Origin of the sequence: Chengkuizengella sediminis, from assembly GCF_010078385.1 — a bacterium.
Classification (GTDB): domain Bacteria; phylum Bacillota; class Bacilli; order Paenibacillales; family KCTC-33759; genus Chengkuizengella; species Chengkuizengella sediminis.
The window spans coordinates 64,351-81,808 of record NZ_SIJC01000010.1; the positions used below are offsets into that span (position 1 = coordinate 64,351).

Annotated in this window: 20 protein-coding genes; all 20 read right to left on the reverse strand. The window is 34.6% G+C overall.

Annotation, left to right across the window (positions count from 1 at the left end; translation table 11 throughout):
- Positions 1-35: 35 nt before the first annotated feature.
- Positions 36-2,558: a preprotein translocase subunit SecA gene (gene secA / locus EPK97_RS17315; RefSeq protein WP_162037886.1), complete on the reverse strand. Its 2,523-nt coding sequence runs from the start codon at positions 2,556-2,558 to the stop codon at positions 36-38.
- Positions 2,559-3,133: 575 nt separating this feature from the next.
- Positions 3,134-3,688: a ribosome hibernation-promoting factor, HPF/YfiA family gene (hpf, locus tag EPK97_RS17320; protein WP_162037887.1), complete on the reverse strand. Its 555-nt coding sequence runs from the start codon at positions 3,686-3,688 to the stop codon at positions 3,134-3,136.
- Between the two features lie 304 nt (positions 3,689-3,992).
- Positions 3,993-4,223 (reverse strand): hypothetical protein, encoded by a 231-nt coding sequence (locus tag EPK97_RS17325; protein ID WP_162037888.1) that lies wholly within the window; start codon positions 4,221-4,223, stop codon positions 3,993-3,995.
- A gap of 66 nt (positions 4,224-4,289) precedes the next feature.
- A complete protein-coding gene (gene fliT, locus EPK97_RS17330; protein ID WP_162037889.1) occupies positions 4,290-4,625 on the reverse strand; it encodes a flagellar protein FliT in 336 nt (111 codons plus the stop codon).
- Positions 4,618-5,013 carry a flagellar export chaperone FliS gene (gene fliS / locus EPK97_RS17335; RefSeq protein WP_162037890.1) on the reverse strand — a complete coding sequence of 132 codons (396 nt, stop codon included), beginning with the start codon at positions 5,011-5,013 and terminating at the stop codon, positions 4,618-4,620. Before fliS ends, fliT begins: the two co-directional genes overlap by 8 nt.
- Before the next feature lie 20 nt (positions 5,014-5,033).
- Complete coding sequence (gene fliD, locus EPK97_RS17340) at positions 5,034-6,524, reverse strand: flagellar filament capping protein FliD (RefSeq protein WP_162037891.1); 1,491 nt, start codon at positions 6,522-6,524, stop codon at positions 5,034-5,036.
- Positions 6,525-6,539: 15 nt separating this feature from the next.
- Positions 6,540-6,944, reverse strand: a complete 405-nt coding sequence (locus tag EPK97_RS17345) for a flagellar protein FlaG (protein WP_240903867.1) — start codon at positions 6,942-6,944, stop codon at positions 6,540-6,542.
- Between the two features lie 265 nt (positions 6,945-7,209).
- Entirely contained in the window at positions 7,210-8,325 is a 1,116-nt protein-coding gene (locus EPK97_RS17350) for a flagellin N-terminal helical domain-containing protein (protein ID WP_162037892.1), read from the reverse strand.
- A 158-nt stretch (positions 8,326-8,483) separates the two neighbouring features.
- Entirely contained in the window at positions 8,484-8,714 is a 231-nt protein-coding gene (csrA, locus tag EPK97_RS17355) for a carbon storage regulator CsrA (RefSeq protein ID WP_162037893.1), read from the reverse strand.
- A gap of 2 nt (positions 8,715-8,716) precedes the next feature.
- Positions 8,717-9,163, reverse strand: coding sequence for a flagellar assembly protein FliW (gene fliW / locus EPK97_RS17360; RefSeq protein ID WP_162037894.1), 447 nt, complete (start codon positions 9,161-9,163; stop codon positions 8,717-8,719).
- A gap of 84 nt (positions 9,164-9,247) precedes the next feature.
- Entirely contained in the window at positions 9,248-9,820 is a 573-nt protein-coding gene (locus tag EPK97_RS17365; protein ID WP_162037895.1) for a DUF6470 family protein, read from the reverse strand.
- A 17-nt stretch (positions 9,821-9,837) separates the two neighbouring features.
- Positions 9,838-10,743 (reverse strand): flagellar hook-associated protein FlgL, encoded by a 906-nt coding sequence (gene flgL, locus EPK97_RS17370; RefSeq protein ID WP_162037896.1) that lies wholly within the window; start codon positions 10,741-10,743, stop codon positions 9,838-9,840.
- A 26-nt stretch (positions 10,744-10,769) separates the two neighbouring features.
- Positions 10,770-12,338: a flagellar hook-associated protein FlgK gene (gene flgK, locus EPK97_RS17375; protein ID WP_162037897.1), complete on the reverse strand. Its 1,569-nt coding sequence runs from the start codon at positions 12,336-12,338 to the stop codon at positions 10,770-10,772.
- A 34-nt stretch (positions 12,339-12,372) separates the two neighbouring features.
- On the reverse strand, positions 12,373-12,870 hold the full coding sequence (locus tag EPK97_RS17380; protein WP_162037898.1) for a flagellar protein FlgN: 498 nt from the start codon (positions 12,868-12,870) through the stop codon (positions 12,373-12,375).
- Positions 12,871-12,885: 15 nt separating this feature from the next.
- Entirely contained in the window at positions 12,886-13,152 is a 267-nt protein-coding gene (gene flgM / locus EPK97_RS17385; RefSeq protein ID WP_162037899.1) for a flagellar biosynthesis anti-sigma factor FlgM, read from the reverse strand.
- A 98-nt stretch (positions 13,153-13,250) separates the two neighbouring features.
- Positions 13,251-13,670, reverse strand: a complete 420-nt coding sequence (locus EPK97_RS17390) for a flagellar protein (RefSeq protein WP_162037900.1) — start codon at positions 13,668-13,670, stop codon at positions 13,251-13,253.
- Between the two features lie 314 nt (positions 13,671-13,984).
- Entirely contained in the window at positions 13,985-15,253 is a 1,269-nt protein-coding gene (gene nagZ / locus EPK97_RS17395) for a beta-N-acetylhexosaminidase (RefSeq protein WP_162037901.1), read from the reverse strand.
- 40 nt (positions 15,254-15,293) lie between these two features.
- Positions 15,294-15,794 carry a GNAT family N-acetyltransferase gene (locus EPK97_RS17400; protein ID WP_162037902.1) on the reverse strand — a complete coding sequence of 167 codons (501 nt, stop codon included), beginning with the start codon at positions 15,792-15,794 and terminating at the stop codon, positions 15,294-15,296.
- Positions 15,791-16,543 (reverse strand): DUF4184 family protein, encoded by a 753-nt coding sequence (locus EPK97_RS17405; protein WP_162037903.1) that lies wholly within the window; start codon positions 16,541-16,543, stop codon positions 15,791-15,793. The genes EPK97_RS17400 and EPK97_RS17405 overlap by 4 nt, the downstream gene beginning before the upstream one ends.
- A gap of 149 nt (positions 16,544-16,692) precedes the next feature.
- On the reverse strand, positions 16,693-17,445 hold the full coding sequence (locus tag EPK97_RS17410) for a ComF family protein (protein WP_162037905.1): 753 nt from the start codon (positions 17,443-17,445) through the stop codon (positions 16,693-16,695).
- Positions 17,446-17,458: the final 13 nt, after the last annotated feature.

The following is a 17,458-nucleotide window of genomic DNA, read 5'->3' on the forward strand; positions in this document are numbered from 1 at the left end:
CTCCCCTATCTATTGTAGCTTTCTCTTTCGCTTATTTATGCTTGTTCTTTCCCATGACATTGTTTATATTTCTTACCACTTCCACATGGGCAAGGTTGGTTTCTTCCAATCTTTTCTTCAGTACGACGTTGCGTTTTTGGTTTTTGTCTTTCTCGTGCTGCTTTCGGATCTTGAGCTTGACCTTCTGCTACGGCTTCACGTTGGACATTCGCCTGTACGTTTGCTTTCATGATGTAAGTGGAAACTTCTTCTTGGACACTTGCAATCATTTTTTCAAACATCTCAAAACCTTCAAACTGATATTCACGCAATGGATCTGTACCCCCATAAGCACGAAGGTGAATCCCTTGTCGCATATGATCCATCATGTCGATATGATCCATCCATTTACTGTCTACTGCACGCAATACAACTACTTTTTCAAACTCACGCATAATTTTTTCGCTTAATTGCTCTTCTCGCTCATCATACAATCGTTTCACTAAATCTTTCATTAATTCAACGATTTCTTCTTTTTCTTTACCTTTTAGTTCTTTTTCAGTCAATTGACCTTCATGTAAGAAGGTTCCATTTGCATAGTCAATAATAGCTTTTAAATCCCATTCCTCTGGTACTAGCTCCGAAGGACAGTGAGCATCTGTAATGCGATCAATGACGGTATAAATCATCTCGATTGATACATCACGAATGTTTTCAGATTCCAATACTTCTCTACGCTGCTTATAGATGATTAAACGCTGTTGATTCATGACGTCATCAAACTGCAATACGATTTTACGAACGTCAAAGTTATTTCCTTCTACACGTTTTTGTGCAGATTCAACAGCTTTAGAAATCATTTTGCTTTCAAGAGGTTGATCCTCTTCGAAACCTAAACGATCCATCATACTCATAATGTTCTCTGCACCAAATCGACGCATCAGTTCATCTTCAAGTGACAGATAAAACTGTGTAGACCCTGGATCTCCTTGTCGCCCTGAACGTCCACGAAGCTGATTATCGATACGTCTACTTTCATGACGTTCTGTACCTATAATATGCAAGCCACCTTTATCTGCTACTCCTGAACCTAACACAATATCCGTACCACGACCCGCCATGTTGGTAGCAATCGTAACGGCTCCATCTTGACCTGCACGAGATACAATTTCGGCTTCTTCTTCATGGTGTTTTGCATTTAATACTTGGTGAGGAACTCCTTTTTTATTAAGCAACTTAGATATAAGTTCTGAATTTTCAATGGACACCGTTCCCACAAGTACGGGTTGACCTGTTTGATGACGGTTCATAATTTCTTCCACGGCCATCTTGTACTTACTTTCTTCCGTTTTATAAATCACATCCGGCATATCTTTACGAATCATCGGTTTGTTCGTAGGAATCACGATTACATTTAAACCGTAAATTTTGCTGAATTCTTCTTCTTCAGTTTTTGCTGTTCCTGTCATCCCTGATAACTTCTGATACATTCTAAAGAAGTTTTGTAATGTAATGGTCGCCAAGGTCATACTTTCTTTTTGAATCTCCATATGTTCCTTTGCTTCAATGGCCTGATGCAATCCTTCACTATATCTTCTACCCGCCATTAAACGCCCTGTAAATTCATCAACAATAACCACTTCTCCATCTTGTACAACATAATCTGTATCTCTTTTCATAATGGCATGAGCTTTTAAAGCTTGTGTAATGTGATGATTTAAAGTGACATGCTGGTGATCAAATAAGTTTTCAATTCCGTAAGTTTTTTCAACCTTTGATACTCCGTTTTCTGTTAATGTAACAGAACGAACTTTAATGTCTACTGTATAATCTTCTTCTATTTTAAATGTACGAACTAAACGATCTGCAGTGATATATAACTCAGTCGATTTTGCAGCTTGTCCTGAAATAATCAATGGGGTACGTGCTTCATCAACTAGGATTGAATCCACTTCATCTATAATGGCATAGGATAATGGACGCTGTACCATTTGATTCCGATATAACACCATATTATCGCGCAAGTAATCAAATCCAAATTCGTTGTTGGTACCGTAGGTAATATCACATGCGTATGCTTCTCTTTTTTCATCGTGTGACATTCCATTTAAGTTAACGCCAACTGTTAGACCAAGAAACTCGTGTATATGAGACATTTCTTCACTTTGGGTTGTTGCTAAGTAATCATTGACAGTGATGACGTGTACGCCATTTCCAGCCAAAGCATTTAAATATGCCGGAAGTGTTCCAACTAGGGTTTTACCTTCCCCTGTTTTCATTTCAGCAATTTCACCTTCGTGAAGTACGATTCCACCAATCATCTGTACATCAAAATGACGTTTACCTAATTTTCGTTTTGATGCCTCTCTAACGGTAGCAAAGGCTTCAGGTAATAAATCGTCTAAAGTTTCACCATTAGATAATCTTTCTTTATATTGTATTGTTTTATTGGCTAATTCGGTATCTGATAAGCTTTCAAATTTCGGTTCTAATTCGTTAATTTGGTTGACCTTTTTCATGATACGCTTTAATTCGCGCTCATTTGGATCCCCTAATATTTTTTTAACGAGTCCTATCATTCTTGAAGAACCCCTTTCCCTAAAATAACATAATATATAAATTGTATCAGTTTGTAGTATTCCGTTCAAGAATATGAACGATTCATATGAGTAATGTTTGAAAATTTGAACTATTTTTAAGCAAACATTTTATCGACAAAAGCAGAAAACTCGCCTTGGGAGAGGACGAGTCTTCTTAATAAAAGGTGGTTGATTTAGTTGTTCTTTGTCTTTTCATTTTCCTTACAATGGGAATGGTTGTTGTTGTTCACAAGTTCATTGTACAAAATGAAGATGAAACGTTCCTTAATGGGAGATTAAAATAAGATTAAGAATGGTAGCATACAGAATTGTATACTGCCGTTCGTTCCACTTGCTAAAACCGCAAAAGTCTCTCACAACAGTATACAATTTGTATGCAAGCGGGGAAGAGAGAGAAGTGATAAAAGGAAAAAGTCGGGTACAACTGTAACCACCTTGCTTGAAGGGGAAGAGAGAAGAGATAACAACATTAGCCTAGTCAAGAAGAATAGTAAGCAATTAAAAAGCCTGATCCAAAAGGATCAAGCTTTTTAGTCATGTATATTATTTAGTTTTTATTTTGCTGGTTCAATTAAACCGTATTTACCATCATCTCTTTTATATACTACATTTACATCTTCTGTATCCATATTTGAGAAAACGAAAAAATTATGCCCTACCATATTCATTTGTAATATTGCTTCTTCTAAATCCATCGGTTTCAAAGTAAACTTTTTGTTTCTTACAACTTCGAGGTCATCCTCTTCCTCTATATTTGTTTGAGAGAATAAGTTTCCATTTTCTTTAAATAGTGTTCTTAAACTGCCTTCTTGACGGAATTTACGATTTACTTTTGTTTTATGCTTTCTGATTTGTCTCTCCAATTTGTCTAATACCAAATCAATAGAAGCATACATGTCCTCGTTTTTTTCCTCTGCTCGTAAAATCACACCAGTTAATGGAATGGTCACCTCAACGTTCTGTAAACCTTTTAAAACACTTAATGTTACATGTACATCTGATGTAGGGGGAGCATCAAAATATCTTTCCAATTTACCTATCTTTTTCTCAACATAGTCTCTTAATGCGCTGGTCACTTCGATATTTTCTCCACGGATATTATATTTCATAATGTATCCCCTCCTTCATAACCTTATTTTATCATATTCATATAAACTGTTCAAAATCCCTTGAGCTTAAAATTGTTAAAGTTTTTTGAAAATTAGGATATAAACAATACATTATATGTATGAAAGCTTGTTTTCATTGGTTATTCACATAGTTGTCCACATTATCCACAGGTTTTTATATAGGTTTTGTGGATAATGTGGATTATTTTATTGCATACTTAATGTTAAAGTGACATTAATTGTGTGGTTAATTCAACAAAAAAAAGCCCCTTCTAGAGCTTCCATTCGTCTCGCGTAAATATTGTTATTCTTGAAATTGACGAGCTTTTAATAGTTCTATTTCCATCTCATGTTGACCTGATTTTCCTGCTAAATAATCGACGTTTTTTTCAAGACGTTCAAATCCTTCTCTCATCTCTTTTCGTATTGAACCTGATTCATGAGCAAGTTTTAACTCAAGACTGTCTAATTTAGCTTTTACTTCTCTCTGTCCATCCACTAACGCTTTTAATAATTGTTTACTCTCTTCGTCCATTTCAGAACTCCTCACAAATTCATCTATATTATTATTTTATTACAAGATTAAAATAAACGAAAGACATTATTTCTTTCTGTCAAAAAATACACTGTCTGCAGTATACGCATTTTGATATGCTGTTTTTTGTTTTTTCCCAGATTGTATTTTATGTAGTTCTTGTGATGCTTCGTTTTTTAATTTTTTCATTTTTTCTAAAATTTGTTTATCATACTTTGTGATATTTTGTATCATTTGTTGATATTTTTGTTTATGTTCATCTGTAATTTTAATGTTCTTTATTTGGTTGATGATTTTCTCCCGGTTTTGTACAAACTGTTCTAACTGTTCGTAGCTCATGGAGTTAAGTTGCTCAAAGGTTTGTTTTGTTAGTTCCTCTAATTGTGGGATCAGCTTATCCATATTGTATCTCTTTAGAGTTTGTATTCAGTGATTTGCTTGCTTCAACCCATGTTTCTTTTAACTGTTGTAATAAATCTATGACTTCTTCCATAACTTGTGTATCTTTTTTTATATTTGCTTCTGATGTACGATGCATTATGTATTCATATAATTTCATTAAATCTTTTGCAATATCCGCTTTGTGATCCAAAGTCACCATAAATTCATTAATGATATTTTGAACCTTTCCTATGTTTGTATTCGCAGCTTCATAATTTTTATCTTCAATCGCTGCGATGGCTAATTTACTAAATTTAATGGCTCCATCGTATAACATGATTAATAACTTTGCTGGTGATGCTGTTTGAATCGATGTTTGTAGGTATTTGTTTTGTTGGTTTTGGTACATTTAAAACTCCCCCTATCCTATTATGCTTGTTGTCCTCCAAAAGCACTCAATATGTATTCAAGTTGACTATTATAGGATTCAATTGCTAACTCCATTGCTGTAAACTGAGCGTAATAACGTTCTTCAATATCTATCAACCGATTTTCCCAATCAAATATATCTTGATCTAGTTCTTTCATTTTTTTACCTAAAATACTGTCATCAAAAGATGTGCTTGAAGTACCTGCAACATCTGTAACTTCTTTTAATGTATCCCCTAGTGCATCATAAATAATTTCACCTACTCCTGCACCCTCCGTATTTTCAGCAGAGGATGAATCCACAGCAAACATATTAACTACTGCTTCAGCATCTGCTTCAATTGCTTCACGAAGTTTACTTTCATCCAAATATAACTTTCCTTTTTCTTGATATGTACCTGTAGTAATACCTATAGAACTTAAGGTATTATAAATATCGCTTCCTGTATCTACTGATGTATAAGAAATTGATCTCATCGCATCAATAGCTTTTGTTATATAATCATCATTTTTTAACAAGCCACTTTTTGCTTGTTCTTCCCATTTTTCTATTTCATCTTCTGTTAATTCATCTTTTTCTTCATCTGAGAGGGGATAATAGTCATAATCTTTATCTTCGCCAACTTTTTCCTGCAATGTATTTAATATTTCATTATATTCTTCAATAAACTGATTAACAGATTCCACAATCGCATCTACATCGTTAGATACTTCTATTGTTGTTGGAGAACCAACTTCTTGAATAGTGACCTCTACTCCATTTACATCAAACGTATTACTGCTTTGAAAAGTCTGTAGTCCATTTATATACACTTCAGCATCAGTACCAGCTAATTCATTTGTCGAATCAACTTTCAGTATATTTGTAAGAAAATCGCCGTCTAAATCATTAAAATCAATCGTAGAAGCACCTGTTTCGTTTGCAACAAATGAAATTTTCTTTTCTGCATCACTATAATAAGCACTTACATCCGTGTTTTTATTAATTTTTTCTATAATATCATCTAAAGAATCTTCAGTCGTGTTTACCTCTATTTCTGTTCCGTTAATAGAAAATTTATATGTTTCGGATAATGTTGGTGCACCGTTTAAAAGAACCTCTTGACTTTGTAGAGATTCGTTTGAAACAAAACCATCTAGAGCAATCGGATCTTTACTATAGTTAGTTGCAGCAGTTGCTAATGACTTTACTTCAACTTGAATCGTCCCATTCACTGCACTCGTACTTGCTTTTACTGTAATGGAACCCGTGTCCCCATATAATTGGGTTTTTTTAGAAGACAATGTTCCTTCTAATGTGAAATTAAATACTTTATTATTACGATAATCTAATATCTTAGCATTTATATCTAAATAATCTTGTCTTATCCATTCCGTTTTTTGATTACTTCTCTCAAGTTTCATTAGTTTTAAACGTTCTACATTCATTAATTCAGTAACAATTGATTCAGTATCAATACCTGAAGCTAGACCCGTAAATCTTATTTCCATAAGTCATTCTCCTAACTAACGTCGTTCGTCTATGATAATGCCTGCCATCTCCAAGCTTTTGGCAAGTAAATTCACTATTTTTTCAGGTGGTACTTCACGAATTAATTCCCCTGTTTCTTTATTCAACACCTTCACCATAATATCATTTGTGACCTCATGCACAGAATATTCTAACGAAGTAGATGATAGTGACATTGCCTTATTAGATTGTTCTACTAATCTCACCAGCTGCTTTTCACTAATAGATAATGTTTCACCTTCAGATTCCTTTAATTTAAGTTGTTTTACCGTTTTAGCAAGCTGTTCTGACTCTGATGATGGATTAACTCTTAAAGAATTTTCATTTGTCTGATTTACCCCTTCATTTGAAGAAAGAGGTGTTTTTGGTGAAATTGAATCAAATGAAACGTTCATACTCATCAGAAATCCTCCTCGATTCTTTCTATATATCTTTTATATCGGTTAAGGATTCTTTTTTTGTTAGTAGGTGTTGTATACTTCTCAATCTATGTAAATTTTATAATATCAGTAAAAAGTTATTTATTTTAAAATCTCTAAGATACATGGCAATAATAGTACATTTGTTATGTAAAAAAAGCTTGTAACATGAACTAAAGATAATATAAAAAGAGAAAGACCCTAGAATAAATTCTAGGATCTTTAAGGAAATTCATCGTTGTTAAAATTAACCTAGAAGTTGAAGAACTCCTTGAGGTAATTGGTTTGCTTGTGCTAACATTGCTGTTGCAGCTTGACTTAAAATGTTGTCTTTTGTGAATGACATCATTTCTTTAGCCATATCTACGTCACGAATACGAGATTCTGCAGCAGTTAAGTTTTCAGAAGCCGTACTTAAGTTGTTAATTGTATGCTCTAAACGGTTTTGGTTCGCACCTAATTTAGCACGTTCTGTTGAAACAGATTGAATTGCTGAATCTAATACTGAAATTGCCGCATCTGCTCCATCTTTTGTTGAAATATCGATAGAATCAATACCTAATGCTGATGCTGACATATCAGAAATAGTGAAACTAATGTTTTGACCTTGGTTTGCACCTATTTGGAAACTTAATGCATCACCTGTTGAATCAACTGCTGCAAGACCTAGGTTAGCAGTACTATCAATAGTAAATGAACTTCCATCATCACTACTGATAGTTAAAACATCACTTCCATCAATTGCAGCTGTATAACCAGAACCTGATAAGTCAGTATTTAATGCAGCTAAAAATGCTGTAGGGTCAATAGCAGTACCTGAACCATCTAATCCATTAACATTAGTAAGTGTAATTGTATTACCATCAATTTCTAATGTTGCATTAGTACTATTATAGTCTGCAGTCATGCTTGCAGCAGACCCACCTACAACTGTAGCCCCTGCTTGTGAACCATCTAGTAAATTCTTCGTATTGAACTCTGTATCTGATGCAATTCTATCTACTTCGCTAATTAATTCATCTACTTCTTTTTGAAGTTCTGCACGATCCGCATCCGTATACGTATCATTCGATGCCTGAACAGAGAGTTCACGCATACGTTGCACGATAGATTGAGTTTCATCTAACGAACCCTCAGCAGTTTGAATTAAAGAGATTCCATCTTGAGCGTTACGAGAAGCTTGATCCAAACCACGAATTTGACCTCTCATTTTTTCGGAGATTGCAAGACCTGCTGCATCGTCCCCTGCACGGTTAATACGAAGACCTGAAGATAACTTCTCCATGGATTTCCCTGTGCTTGTGTTTGCTGAACTTAATTGGTTGTACGTGTTTAAAGCTGTAATATTGTGATTAATAATCATAATATACTTCCTCCTTGAAATTTAATGTTTTCCCACATCCATGTGGTTTGCTATTTTATTGGGTAAAATTACCTAGTAAAACAGGCTTATTATATATATCGAACGAACCAGTTAAAAACTTTATAGTAAAATTAAAATTTTTGAAAAAAAAGTTTGTTTTATGTCTTTTTTTGAAACAATGCTTGTAATTTTGTCGGATCAATCTTCAAATTCGCAGCTTCTTGGTTAGAAAGTTTGATGGATTCATATACTTCAGACCTATAAACTTGTACCTCTTTAGGGGCCGAAATTCCTACTTTAACGGTTTCCCCTTCTGTTTCGATGATTGTTAATTCAATTTCATCTCCGATCATAATGGACTGTCCTTTTTTTCTTGAGAGAACTAACATGTTTATCCACCCTCCACTTCAGCTTTTTTAGGAATAAAAGTATGTTTTGTAGTATAACTAGAATTGTGAAGGATTATTTGTTTACCTTGTTTTGTTCTTATGTTCATCACAAGTGGTGCAATTAAGTTACATGTAGCGTTTTCTAAGTTATCTTGGATCGATACAAGTGACCAAATCGTAACCTCGGACTGTTCTTTAATGTCCAATTCTTTTTGTATTTCATTAGATAGTTCTACATTGTAATCCTTAAAAAACTGAAAAGGATCTAATATAATAAAATTTAGATCCTGTTTTTCCACAGCCTGCAAATAGGTTAAAGGGATTTCTTGATCTAGTTGAAGCAAAGCATAGCTTTTTACATCTTCGAAACCTAGTAATCCTTGAGTGAATGTCATAATCTTACTCTCTTCAATTTCAATTTCTCCAAAATGTTTCGTTTGTATTTTCATTTAAAACACACTCCTATCCCATTCTCTTCATTTTTTCATTATAAAAAAACTATAGGAAAATTACACCTACAGTTTTTATCTTTATTATATTTGCATATCCACTTGTGGAGGTTGTACATCTAGAGAATTTTTTTGTAATAAATATAAATTCACCTTACTTCGATCACGTGATATTTCAAACGGAATTTGCTGTGATTGAAGTTCTACTGAACCTCGTTCTAAACCAATCTCTGTTTTGGTTGGGTTCACTTGAACGTCCACATTTAGTCTTGAGGCAGGTCCTGTAGTGTATACAGGTACTTCAGAAAATGCTTGTTGTTTGGCAATTTCCCCTATTGGATTTCCACCTAAATGAATGGCAGCTAATCTGTCCCCATTTTGCACCCTTCGTTCTATTCCCTGCAACGAAATCTGTTTTCCTTGTTGGTATACATTTTGCATATAGGCTAAATGATCTCCAATAGCCATGGCATCCCAAGCTCTATCTTGATTAATTCTTAATTCAGCTTTTCCACTGGAAGTAACCAACATTTTTGGATTGTTCGATTTCATCTCAAATGTAGCTCTAGGCATCTTCATCTCTGTTTTACCTTGTGTAATGTCTAAACCAATCTGAGCATATTGCTGGAATATTTGAATACGAGGAATGGAAGCCATGTGAATCTACCACCTTTTTATCTTAGAAAATCTACTAAACTTACTGAAATCATATTAGCACCAACAGAAAGTGCCGCTTGATATACATACTCACTCTCCGTTAATTTGGTCATAACAAATGCTAAATCCGCATCTTCTGTTTTAGAAAGTACGGTTTGCAGATTGATATCGTTATCCTCTAATCGAGATTTAGTTAGTTCCACTCGATTCGTTCTTGCTCCAACCTCCGCACGAACACTCAACACCTTGTCTATTCGAGAGTCTAGTGCCCCTAAGCTATTTGAAAGAGCATCAAAATCTCCGTTTTCTAGTTGAGTCATAATATCATCAATTACTTTAAATGTATTATCTGCTTGTGGCGTACCATCCAGGTTTAATCCACCAAATACCTGATCACCTGTTACGTTTACAGCCATTTTCGTACCTTCTCCAATTGCATATTGGATCTGACCCGCATCTGTGGACTCATTTTTTGCATTACCTTCAGTATACGGTTTTATATTTGTTTGTTGACCGTTAAATACATACTTTCCATTAAACTCACTGTTTCCAATCGTGACTAATTGTCCGTATAGTTCTTCCATTTCTTCTTTAATGGAATCAAGTGCTGAATCATCATTGGTTCCGTTAGCCGCTTGCACTGTAAGTTCGCGTGCACGATCCAATACATCGTTTGTTTGATCTAAGATCGAATCGGAAAATTCTAACCAAGAAAGTGCTGAACTTACATTTTCAGTAAACTGTTCGTTTGCTGATAGATCAGATCGATATCTTAGTGCATAAGTAACACCAACTGGGTCATCTGAAGGTTTATTTAATTTTTTTGTAGATGATAATTGCTCTTGATATTTCGTCATTCTTTCAAGGTTATTATTTAGGTTAGTTAGTAATTGGGTGTTCATCATTCCTGAAGTAACTCTCATCTTTAACGACTCCTTCAATCAGCTTTCTATAGTCCTACTCGACCTGTCCCGTTAATTAATTTATTTAATAATTCATCAATTGTTGTCATCATCCGTGCAGAAGCATTATAAGCTTGTTCAAATTTAATCATATCAGCTAGTTCCTCATCTAAAGATACTCCACTAACCGATAAACGATTGATTTCAACTTGCTGTACCAACACTTGTTGGTTATCTACTTGTCGACTTGCTTCCTGAGTTTGTACCCCTAATTGTCCAATCATGGATCGGAAAAATTCATCAAAAGTTCCGTTGGACAACACTGGATCTCCTGCTGTACCTGAAGTGTAACTTAAATCTACATTTTTCAATCCCGCAATTAACAATGAAATATCATTATTCCCGAAGATTACATTGCCACTTTCATCCACTCGTGACGATGAAGCGATTTTGGAAGGATTGTCCTGGATCTCTGGATTTACAGTAATGCTGCTCGCATCCCATTCCGTAGCACCCTCTTTTAAAGTAAAAAATGGAATACCCGATTGTGGAGGGTCTTCAAGAGAGTAACCTAATTCATGTATCCCATTTAGTCCTTGGACGGTTACGGTTGTATCTGCTCCTAATGTTCTTTCTTCTATTGTTCCAGTATAAGTGATCCCATTTAAAGTTGTCCCTTCAGGAATCACGGAACCCTCTGGAAGTGTCACTTCTACGTCACCTTCTACCAAAGCTTTTACCATAGCATCTATTTGAAAAGCATATTCTGCGACATATTCATCTCTTGATTCAACCATACCGTATAGTTCACCGCTATTTAAATCTCCAGAAGAAATGCTGCTGTTTAAAGAGGCTTCATCAAATGTAAATTCTTTATTAATCCCATTTACTAAACTAATACTACCCATAGAGATTGTGTAGCCACTTTCTGTTTCAGAGACATCGATATTTACGATATTGGAAAGCTTGTCTACGAGAAAATCTCTCTGATCTCTTAGATCATTTGCATTATCGCCCATTCCTTCTATTCTAAAAATCTCATTATTTAAATTTGTAATTTGCGTCAGCATATTATCTGCTTCTGTCATTTTCACATTCATGTTTTCGGTTAAATCATTTGCAAAATCATTAAGTTGTTTATCTAATTGATTCAATGTATCTGTTAACGCCAATGCATTTTCTTTTAACGCAGTACGTGCAGTGACATTCTCTGGATCATTACTAACATCCTGCCATGCATTCCAAAACTTCTCGAGAACTTGTGTTAACCCTGTTTCAGAAGGTTCGTTAAATATGGCTTCTAATTTTTGTAATGTATCTTCTTTTATAGACCATTCCCCAAGATATTTTTGCTCATTTCGATACTGATCGTCTAAAAAGCTATCTCTAATTCTATTAATGGAATCGAAATCTACCCCTTGTCCAATTTGACCTGGGTTTGTGCTTCTCATTAAACCTGGAGCTTCCATAGGTTTAGAAGCGACTAGATTTACTACTTGTCTAGTATATCCCACTGTATTTGCATTTGCTATATTATGTCCAATCGTATTCATTACCGTTTGCTGTGCGGTTAAAGAACGTTTGGCTATTTCTATTCCTCCGAATGTAGATCCCATATGTATTCTCCTTTACTAATTAGTCCGAGCTATTTTAGCCTTTTACATCAAATATTCCTTTACGAGACCCATGTTGATTCGTTAATGGATTTTGATAGGTCACATTGTCGTCTGCTGTACCTAGAGCCGTTTCTAATGTCACATTAATATATGATAAAGATTGTTCAATTAATTGTTGATTCAATGTATTCAAATTTTTCATTTCATCCATGGTTTTCAAAAGCTTATTCTGCGCTGCCTTTAAAGCTCTCTTTTCCTCTGGATCAATGATAAATCTTGTTAACTCTGTAATCGTAAGGTTCGGATTCGGCTGCATTCCTTTTTGTTTTACGATGTTTTCAACAACCTTCACCCGTTTAGAATCTACTTCTGTGATTTGTTTTAACAGCATTGATTCCTGATTCATGATTTTCGTAAGTTCTTCTATATGGTTATCTATTATGATTTGTTTTTTTTGTTTACCAAGTTCTATTAATTTGAAGTGAATCTGATCCAACGTTTCTAAATGTTGTACTATGTCATAAACTGACATGCTCTCTCACCTTTTTCATTGTTTTTTGAAATACGGTAATAGTTTCTCTGCGATTTTGTTGGCATCTACTTGATACGTTCCATTAGAAACGCTTTGTTTTAAATCTTCGATTTTCTCTTCTCGTTCCGTTGGTTTTGTGTCCAGTAATTCCTTCGCTTCAGGTGAAATTTGCACCTCATCCCGCTGCATTGCTTTTTTGCTTGCTTTCTTTTCTTGGTTTATATCCTGCTGTTGACGATAGTTTTGAATCGCATTTACTGGATTGATTTTATTAATTTTCATGTGGATCACCTCACAAATCTTTACATACAAATTAGCCGATAATCATTTACTACTATTATCGGCAGGTTTGTTGAGAAACTTTATAGTTATTCATCATATTAAAATTTCTTTTTCATGTTGCTATTTTTGTGAAGATAAGAAACTTTTGCTTCCTCTTGCTCTTCATCCGCATTTCTACTTGTTACATCACGAACCTCTCTTGCAATTCTAAGGCTGCAGTTATCACATACTCTTCCTACTTTTATTAATTGCCCGCATGAATTACAAGGATAACCTAAGTTTTCTAAGTCACCGATTAAGATACGGCCTTCATGAATAAATTGTGTGATTTGTCGAACGGATACATCTGTTTCTTCACTTAATTCATAAATCGTACATGCGCGGTTTTCTTTTATATATTCCGCACATCTTTCATATTGTTGATTGATATCTTCCACACATCTTGGACAGATGTTACTAACGTTCTTTACAAATAAACGACCGCAATTTATACAATTATTTAATTGATCTATAGACATAATATATAACACCTCTGATTTCTATCTATCCTACCAAAGTAAACTATTTTTTATTTATTATCATACCTGAAGAAGGTTTGTGTGTATACTATCTTGTCGATTTTTACATTAAAATGTAGAAAATTATGGTACTGAAAAAAGGAAATAACCCCACTCTAAGGTTTGACGCCTAGTGGTTATTTCCTCCAAATTTTTTATTTCGGAAGGAGTCCCTACCAAAATGAGTTGTACACGGAGTCGGCTGGCACCCGACTCTTTTTTATTGTATCAATTAATATACATATTATACCACTCACTTATTGAAAATGCACTATTTAATCCATTAGTTGATCTCTTACAGCTTGATGTTTCTCAGAACCTACAATCTCAAGACCTGCTTTAGATTGAGGGTCATCATTTAGATTATATTTCTCCTTTAGCCTTAGTATCCTCTCGACACTTTCATTTAACTGCTGTAAAGTAATCTCTCCTGTTTCTATAGCGACTTCTATTGATTGAATAGCTTCCTTCTGTAAATCATAGTGATGTGAATAAAGTAAAAGATCCACCCCAGCTTGAACAGCATATACCGCGGCTTCTCCTGCTCCGTAATGTTTTTTAATCGCTCCCATTTCCATATCATCCGTGATAACAACACCTTGAAAATCCATATCATTTCGTAATAACTCCGTAATGAGTATTTTAGATAATGATGCAGGTCTTCCACTCCCATCTATGTTAGGGTATTGAATATGGGCAGCCATCACTACATCTGCACCTTCCTGTATTGCTTCTTGAAATGGTTGAAGTTCCAGTTCTTTCAGCTGCTCTACCGTTTTATGAACAACAGGTAAACCTTTATGTGAATCAATGACAGTATCACCGTGACCGGGGAAATGTTTCACAACAGAAATGACATTCGATTTTTGCAAACCGAACATAAATGCGTTTCCATGTTCTTTGACTATCTCTGGTGTTGTTCCATAAGCACGGTCTCCAATAACAGTATTTTTGGGATTACTGAAAATATCAAAAACAGGTGCGTAATCCAAATTAAAACCATGTGCTGCCAATTCATTACCAATAACTAACCCAATATCATGAGTTAGGACAGGATCACCCTTGCCTCCTATAAATAAATTGGATGGGAATTTGGTCGCATTGCTTGGCAAACGAGATACTCTACCGCCCTCTTCATCTACAGAGATAATTAAAGGGATTTGATTTGATTGATTTAGTTGCTTTAAATCATTGGTTAGCTGTAAAAGCTGTTTACTTGTTTCAATATTTCTACTAAATAAAATAATGCCACCAACATGGTGCTCTTGAATCAAGGTTTTAATTTGATCATTTGGTTCCAAACCATCAAAACCAACTACAAAAAGTTGACCAATTTTTTGTTTTAATGTCATTTGTTCAAGTTGCTGTATGATTGGATCTTGTTCTTGCTCGTCTTCTGTGGAAGAAGACTGATCATCATTTGGTGGATTAGAATCTGAAATTTCTGTTGATGGGGGTTGACTTAAATCTAAGGGATCATCACTTTGACAGGCCGTTAGAAAACTAATTATGAAAATAAAGAATATTAAGACCCATTTATTCATGTCATTCATTCCTTTCTCAAGTGCACCTCTTCACTTTATTTTATCGATGAATGGACCACATTTCTGCTTCTACCTCATGAAATACAATTTCTTTTTCTAAGGTCATTCCATTTTTCTTGGCTACCTTCTGTGAACCTTTGTTTCCAAGTTTTATAAGTGAAATTAATCTATCTTTCCCTAAATGGTTCATCCCGTATTCCTTCCAAGCGATAGCTGCTTCAGAAGCATAACCTTGACCCCAATAGGGTTTAGCGATCCAATAACCAACTTCTAGTTCATCTTTCCCTTCTACTTCTTGTGGAAGCAGTCCTGCATGTCCGATAAAAGATTGATCTGATTTTCTAATGGCTAACATAAGACTAATATGGCCTTCTTCATATCTGCTCATCCATAACTTCATTCGTTCTTTCGTAAAATCCTCAGTCCAGGTTGTTCCTTTACCAATGTATTTCATCATTTCTGGATCAGAGGTCATTGAGATTAAAAAGTCCAAATCTTCCAATGTATATTTTCGAAAGATGAGACGATCTGTGTCTATCATTTTATATTTCTCCTTTTATTTATTTTATAAAACATTGATGCTGCAAATATACCTAATAAAGTTCCAGAAATGGGAGATACTATTATGATCCCAATTATATTAGTGCTAGATGTAAATAATAGTTTCAATGTAGTAACTACCAAAGCAGTGAATAAAACAACACTCCAGTATTTTAGTTTCTGCTTTTGACTAATGATTCTTTTTCTTTGAAAGTTATTTTGTTTGCGTAATACTTTGAAACAAAGAAGGGTTAGGAACAAAAGACCCGATAAAGATAATATGTGTTGTAGGAACTTATATATAGGTATCGAATTTATTGTGTTTGAAAAAAATGAAAATCTTAAAACAAAATAACCACCTGTATGTGTAAAAGAATCTACAAATATATGAGAATAGAATCCAATAACTACTGAGGTTAAAAAAACAATCCATTTTCGAAACGTATTTAACTGCCATGAATGAAACACTTGATAGGATCTCATATCTAAGTTATAGAAACTTGGTAAATGTAATGATAGGGTTTTAACTATTATTTTATGAAAAATGAAAGCAAATAAAATACTTAGAGGAATAGATTGCATAAATAATCCTGTTACTGAGTGACCTATTGTTCGATAGGGTTCCAATGCTATGAAATACTCAAAATCAGGGGACATACTTCCTAGTACGAGACCAGTAACACAAAAATACTTTGGTTTGATCCATTTTAGTGGAATGGCATATAGAGGGTGTGAGAAAGTGAATGGCATATTGATTCTCCTTATTTTTTCATCGTATTTTCACGAATCAGTACCACATTGATCGACAAACCATCCTATAGATCTACTTTTTTCACAATCTGGGTTTAATATTTTACCTTTTTTTATGTGTATTGTAAATGATTTTTAATAAAAATACATCACCTCGCCCAAGTCGCCCCATATACCTTAGCAGACAAGTGAGACGTAATCACCTTCGCACACTCATTTAACGTACTCCCCGTTGTATATACATCATCAATCACAACGATATGCAAAGCCCCCTTCTTATTTAATCGCCATACTTCTTTTTCATTGATAACAAAGGCTCCTTGTATATTAGAAAAACGATTGGACCTAGAACCCACACTTTGTTTTTCAGTATGTCGAGTTCGTTTCAAAAGCTCAATGACAGGGATTTGATGTTTATTACTCAGACCTCGAGCAAATCGCTCTGCTTGATTAAAACCTCTCTCTTGTAATCTTTGTTCACTTAATGGGATATAAGTGAAGCAGTCAATAGAGTGAATCTGTAAGGGAGTGGACATTAATAACGACTGGAACGCATAATCTACCATTTTTATAAATAAACTTTCGATTCTTTCATTCCCTCTATATTTATATAACGCCAACCATTCACGCATGGTGTCATTGTATTCCACCGAACTTCTGTTATATTCATAATATGTGTTTGATCTACGAACACAATCATGACAAACTTCAAATCGTCCACAAATGGGGCATAAAACTTTCGTTATCCATGGTATCATAGCAGCACATGGTTTACATAAGGATAAGGTTTGGTAGGTTTGGGGAGTTACTTTACAAATTAAACATGTACTAGCGTTATTAGAAAAGATCGAACGTAGAAACTGCCATTGAGTTTGAATAAAATGAACCTTTTCTTTAAACATTGAATCTACCCCC

Excerpts from the sequence above, each read along its gene's own strand:
- EPK97_RS17390 (WP_162037900.1), bottom strand. The coding sequence starts at position 13,670 with ATGTCTATAGATCAATTAAATAATTGTATAAATTGCGGTCGTTTATTT.
- secA (WP_162037886.1), bottom strand. The coding sequence starts at position 2,558 with ATGATAGGACTCGTTAAAAAAATATTAGGGGATCCAAATGAGCGCGAA.
- EPK97_RS17405 (WP_162037903.1), bottom strand. The coding sequence starts at position 16,543 with ATGCCATTCACTTTCTCACACCCTCTATATGCCATTCCACTAAAATGG.
- fliD (WP_162037891.1), bottom strand. The coding sequence starts at position 6,524 with ATGGAAATAAGATTTACGGGTCTAGCTTCAGGTATTGATACTGAATCA.
- nagZ (WP_162037901.1), bottom strand. The coding sequence starts at position 15,253 with ATGAATAAATGGGTCTTAATATTCTTTATTTTCATAATTAGTTTTCTA.
- EPK97_RS17350 (WP_162037892.1), bottom strand. The coding sequence starts at position 8,325 with ATGATTATTAATCACAATATTACAGCTTTAAACACGTACAACCAATTA.
- flgK (WP_162037897.1), bottom strand. The coding sequence starts at position 12,338 with ATGGGATCTACATTCGGAGGAATAGAAATAGCCAAACGTTCTTTAACC.
- EPK97_RS17345 (WP_240903867.1), bottom strand. The coding sequence starts at position 6,944 with ATGAGTATGAACGTTTCATTTGATTCAATTTCACCAAAAACACCTCTT.
- fliS (WP_162037890.1), bottom strand. The coding sequence starts at position 5,013 with ATGTACCAAAACCAACAAAACAAATACCTACAAACATCGATTCAAACA.
- flgL (WP_162037896.1), bottom strand. The coding sequence starts at position 10,743 with ATGAGAGTTACTTCAGGAATGATGAACACCCAATTACTAACTAACCTA.
- EPK97_RS17400 (WP_162037902.1), bottom strand. The coding sequence starts at position 15,794 with ATGATAGACACAGATCGTCTCATCTTTCGAAAATATACATTGGAAGAT.
- EPK97_RS17365 (WP_162037895.1), bottom strand. The coding sequence starts at position 9,820 with ATGGCTTCCATTCCTCGTATTCAAATATTCCAGCAATATGCTCAGATT.
- fliW (WP_162037894.1), bottom strand. The coding sequence starts at position 9,163 with ATGAAAATACAAACGAAACATTTTGGAGAAATTGAAATTGAAGAGAGT.
- EPK97_RS17325 (WP_162037888.1), bottom strand. The coding sequence starts at position 4,223 with ATGGACGAAGAGAGTAAACAATTATTAAAAGCGTTAGTGGATGGACAG.
- flgM (WP_162037899.1), bottom strand. The coding sequence starts at position 13,152 with ATGAAAATTAATAAAATCAATCCAGTAAATGCGATTCAAAACTATCGT.
- fliT (WP_162037889.1), bottom strand. The coding sequence starts at position 4,625 with ATGGATAAGCTGATCCCACAATTAGAGGAACTAACAAAACAAACCTTT.
- EPK97_RS17380 (WP_162037898.1), bottom strand. The coding sequence starts at position 12,870 with ATGTCAGTTTATGACATAGTACAACATTTAGAAACGTTGGATCAGATT.
- hpf (WP_162037887.1), bottom strand. The coding sequence starts at position 3,688 with ATGAAATATAATATCCGTGGAGAAAATATCGAAGTGACCAGCGCATTA.
- csrA (WP_162037893.1), bottom strand. The coding sequence starts at position 8,714 with ATGTTAGTTCTCTCAAGAAAAAAAGGACAGTCCATTATGATCGGAGAT.
- EPK97_RS17410 (WP_162037905.1), bottom strand. The coding sequence starts at position 17,445 with ATGTTTAAAGAAAAGGTTCATTTTATTCAAACTCAATGGCAGTTTCTA.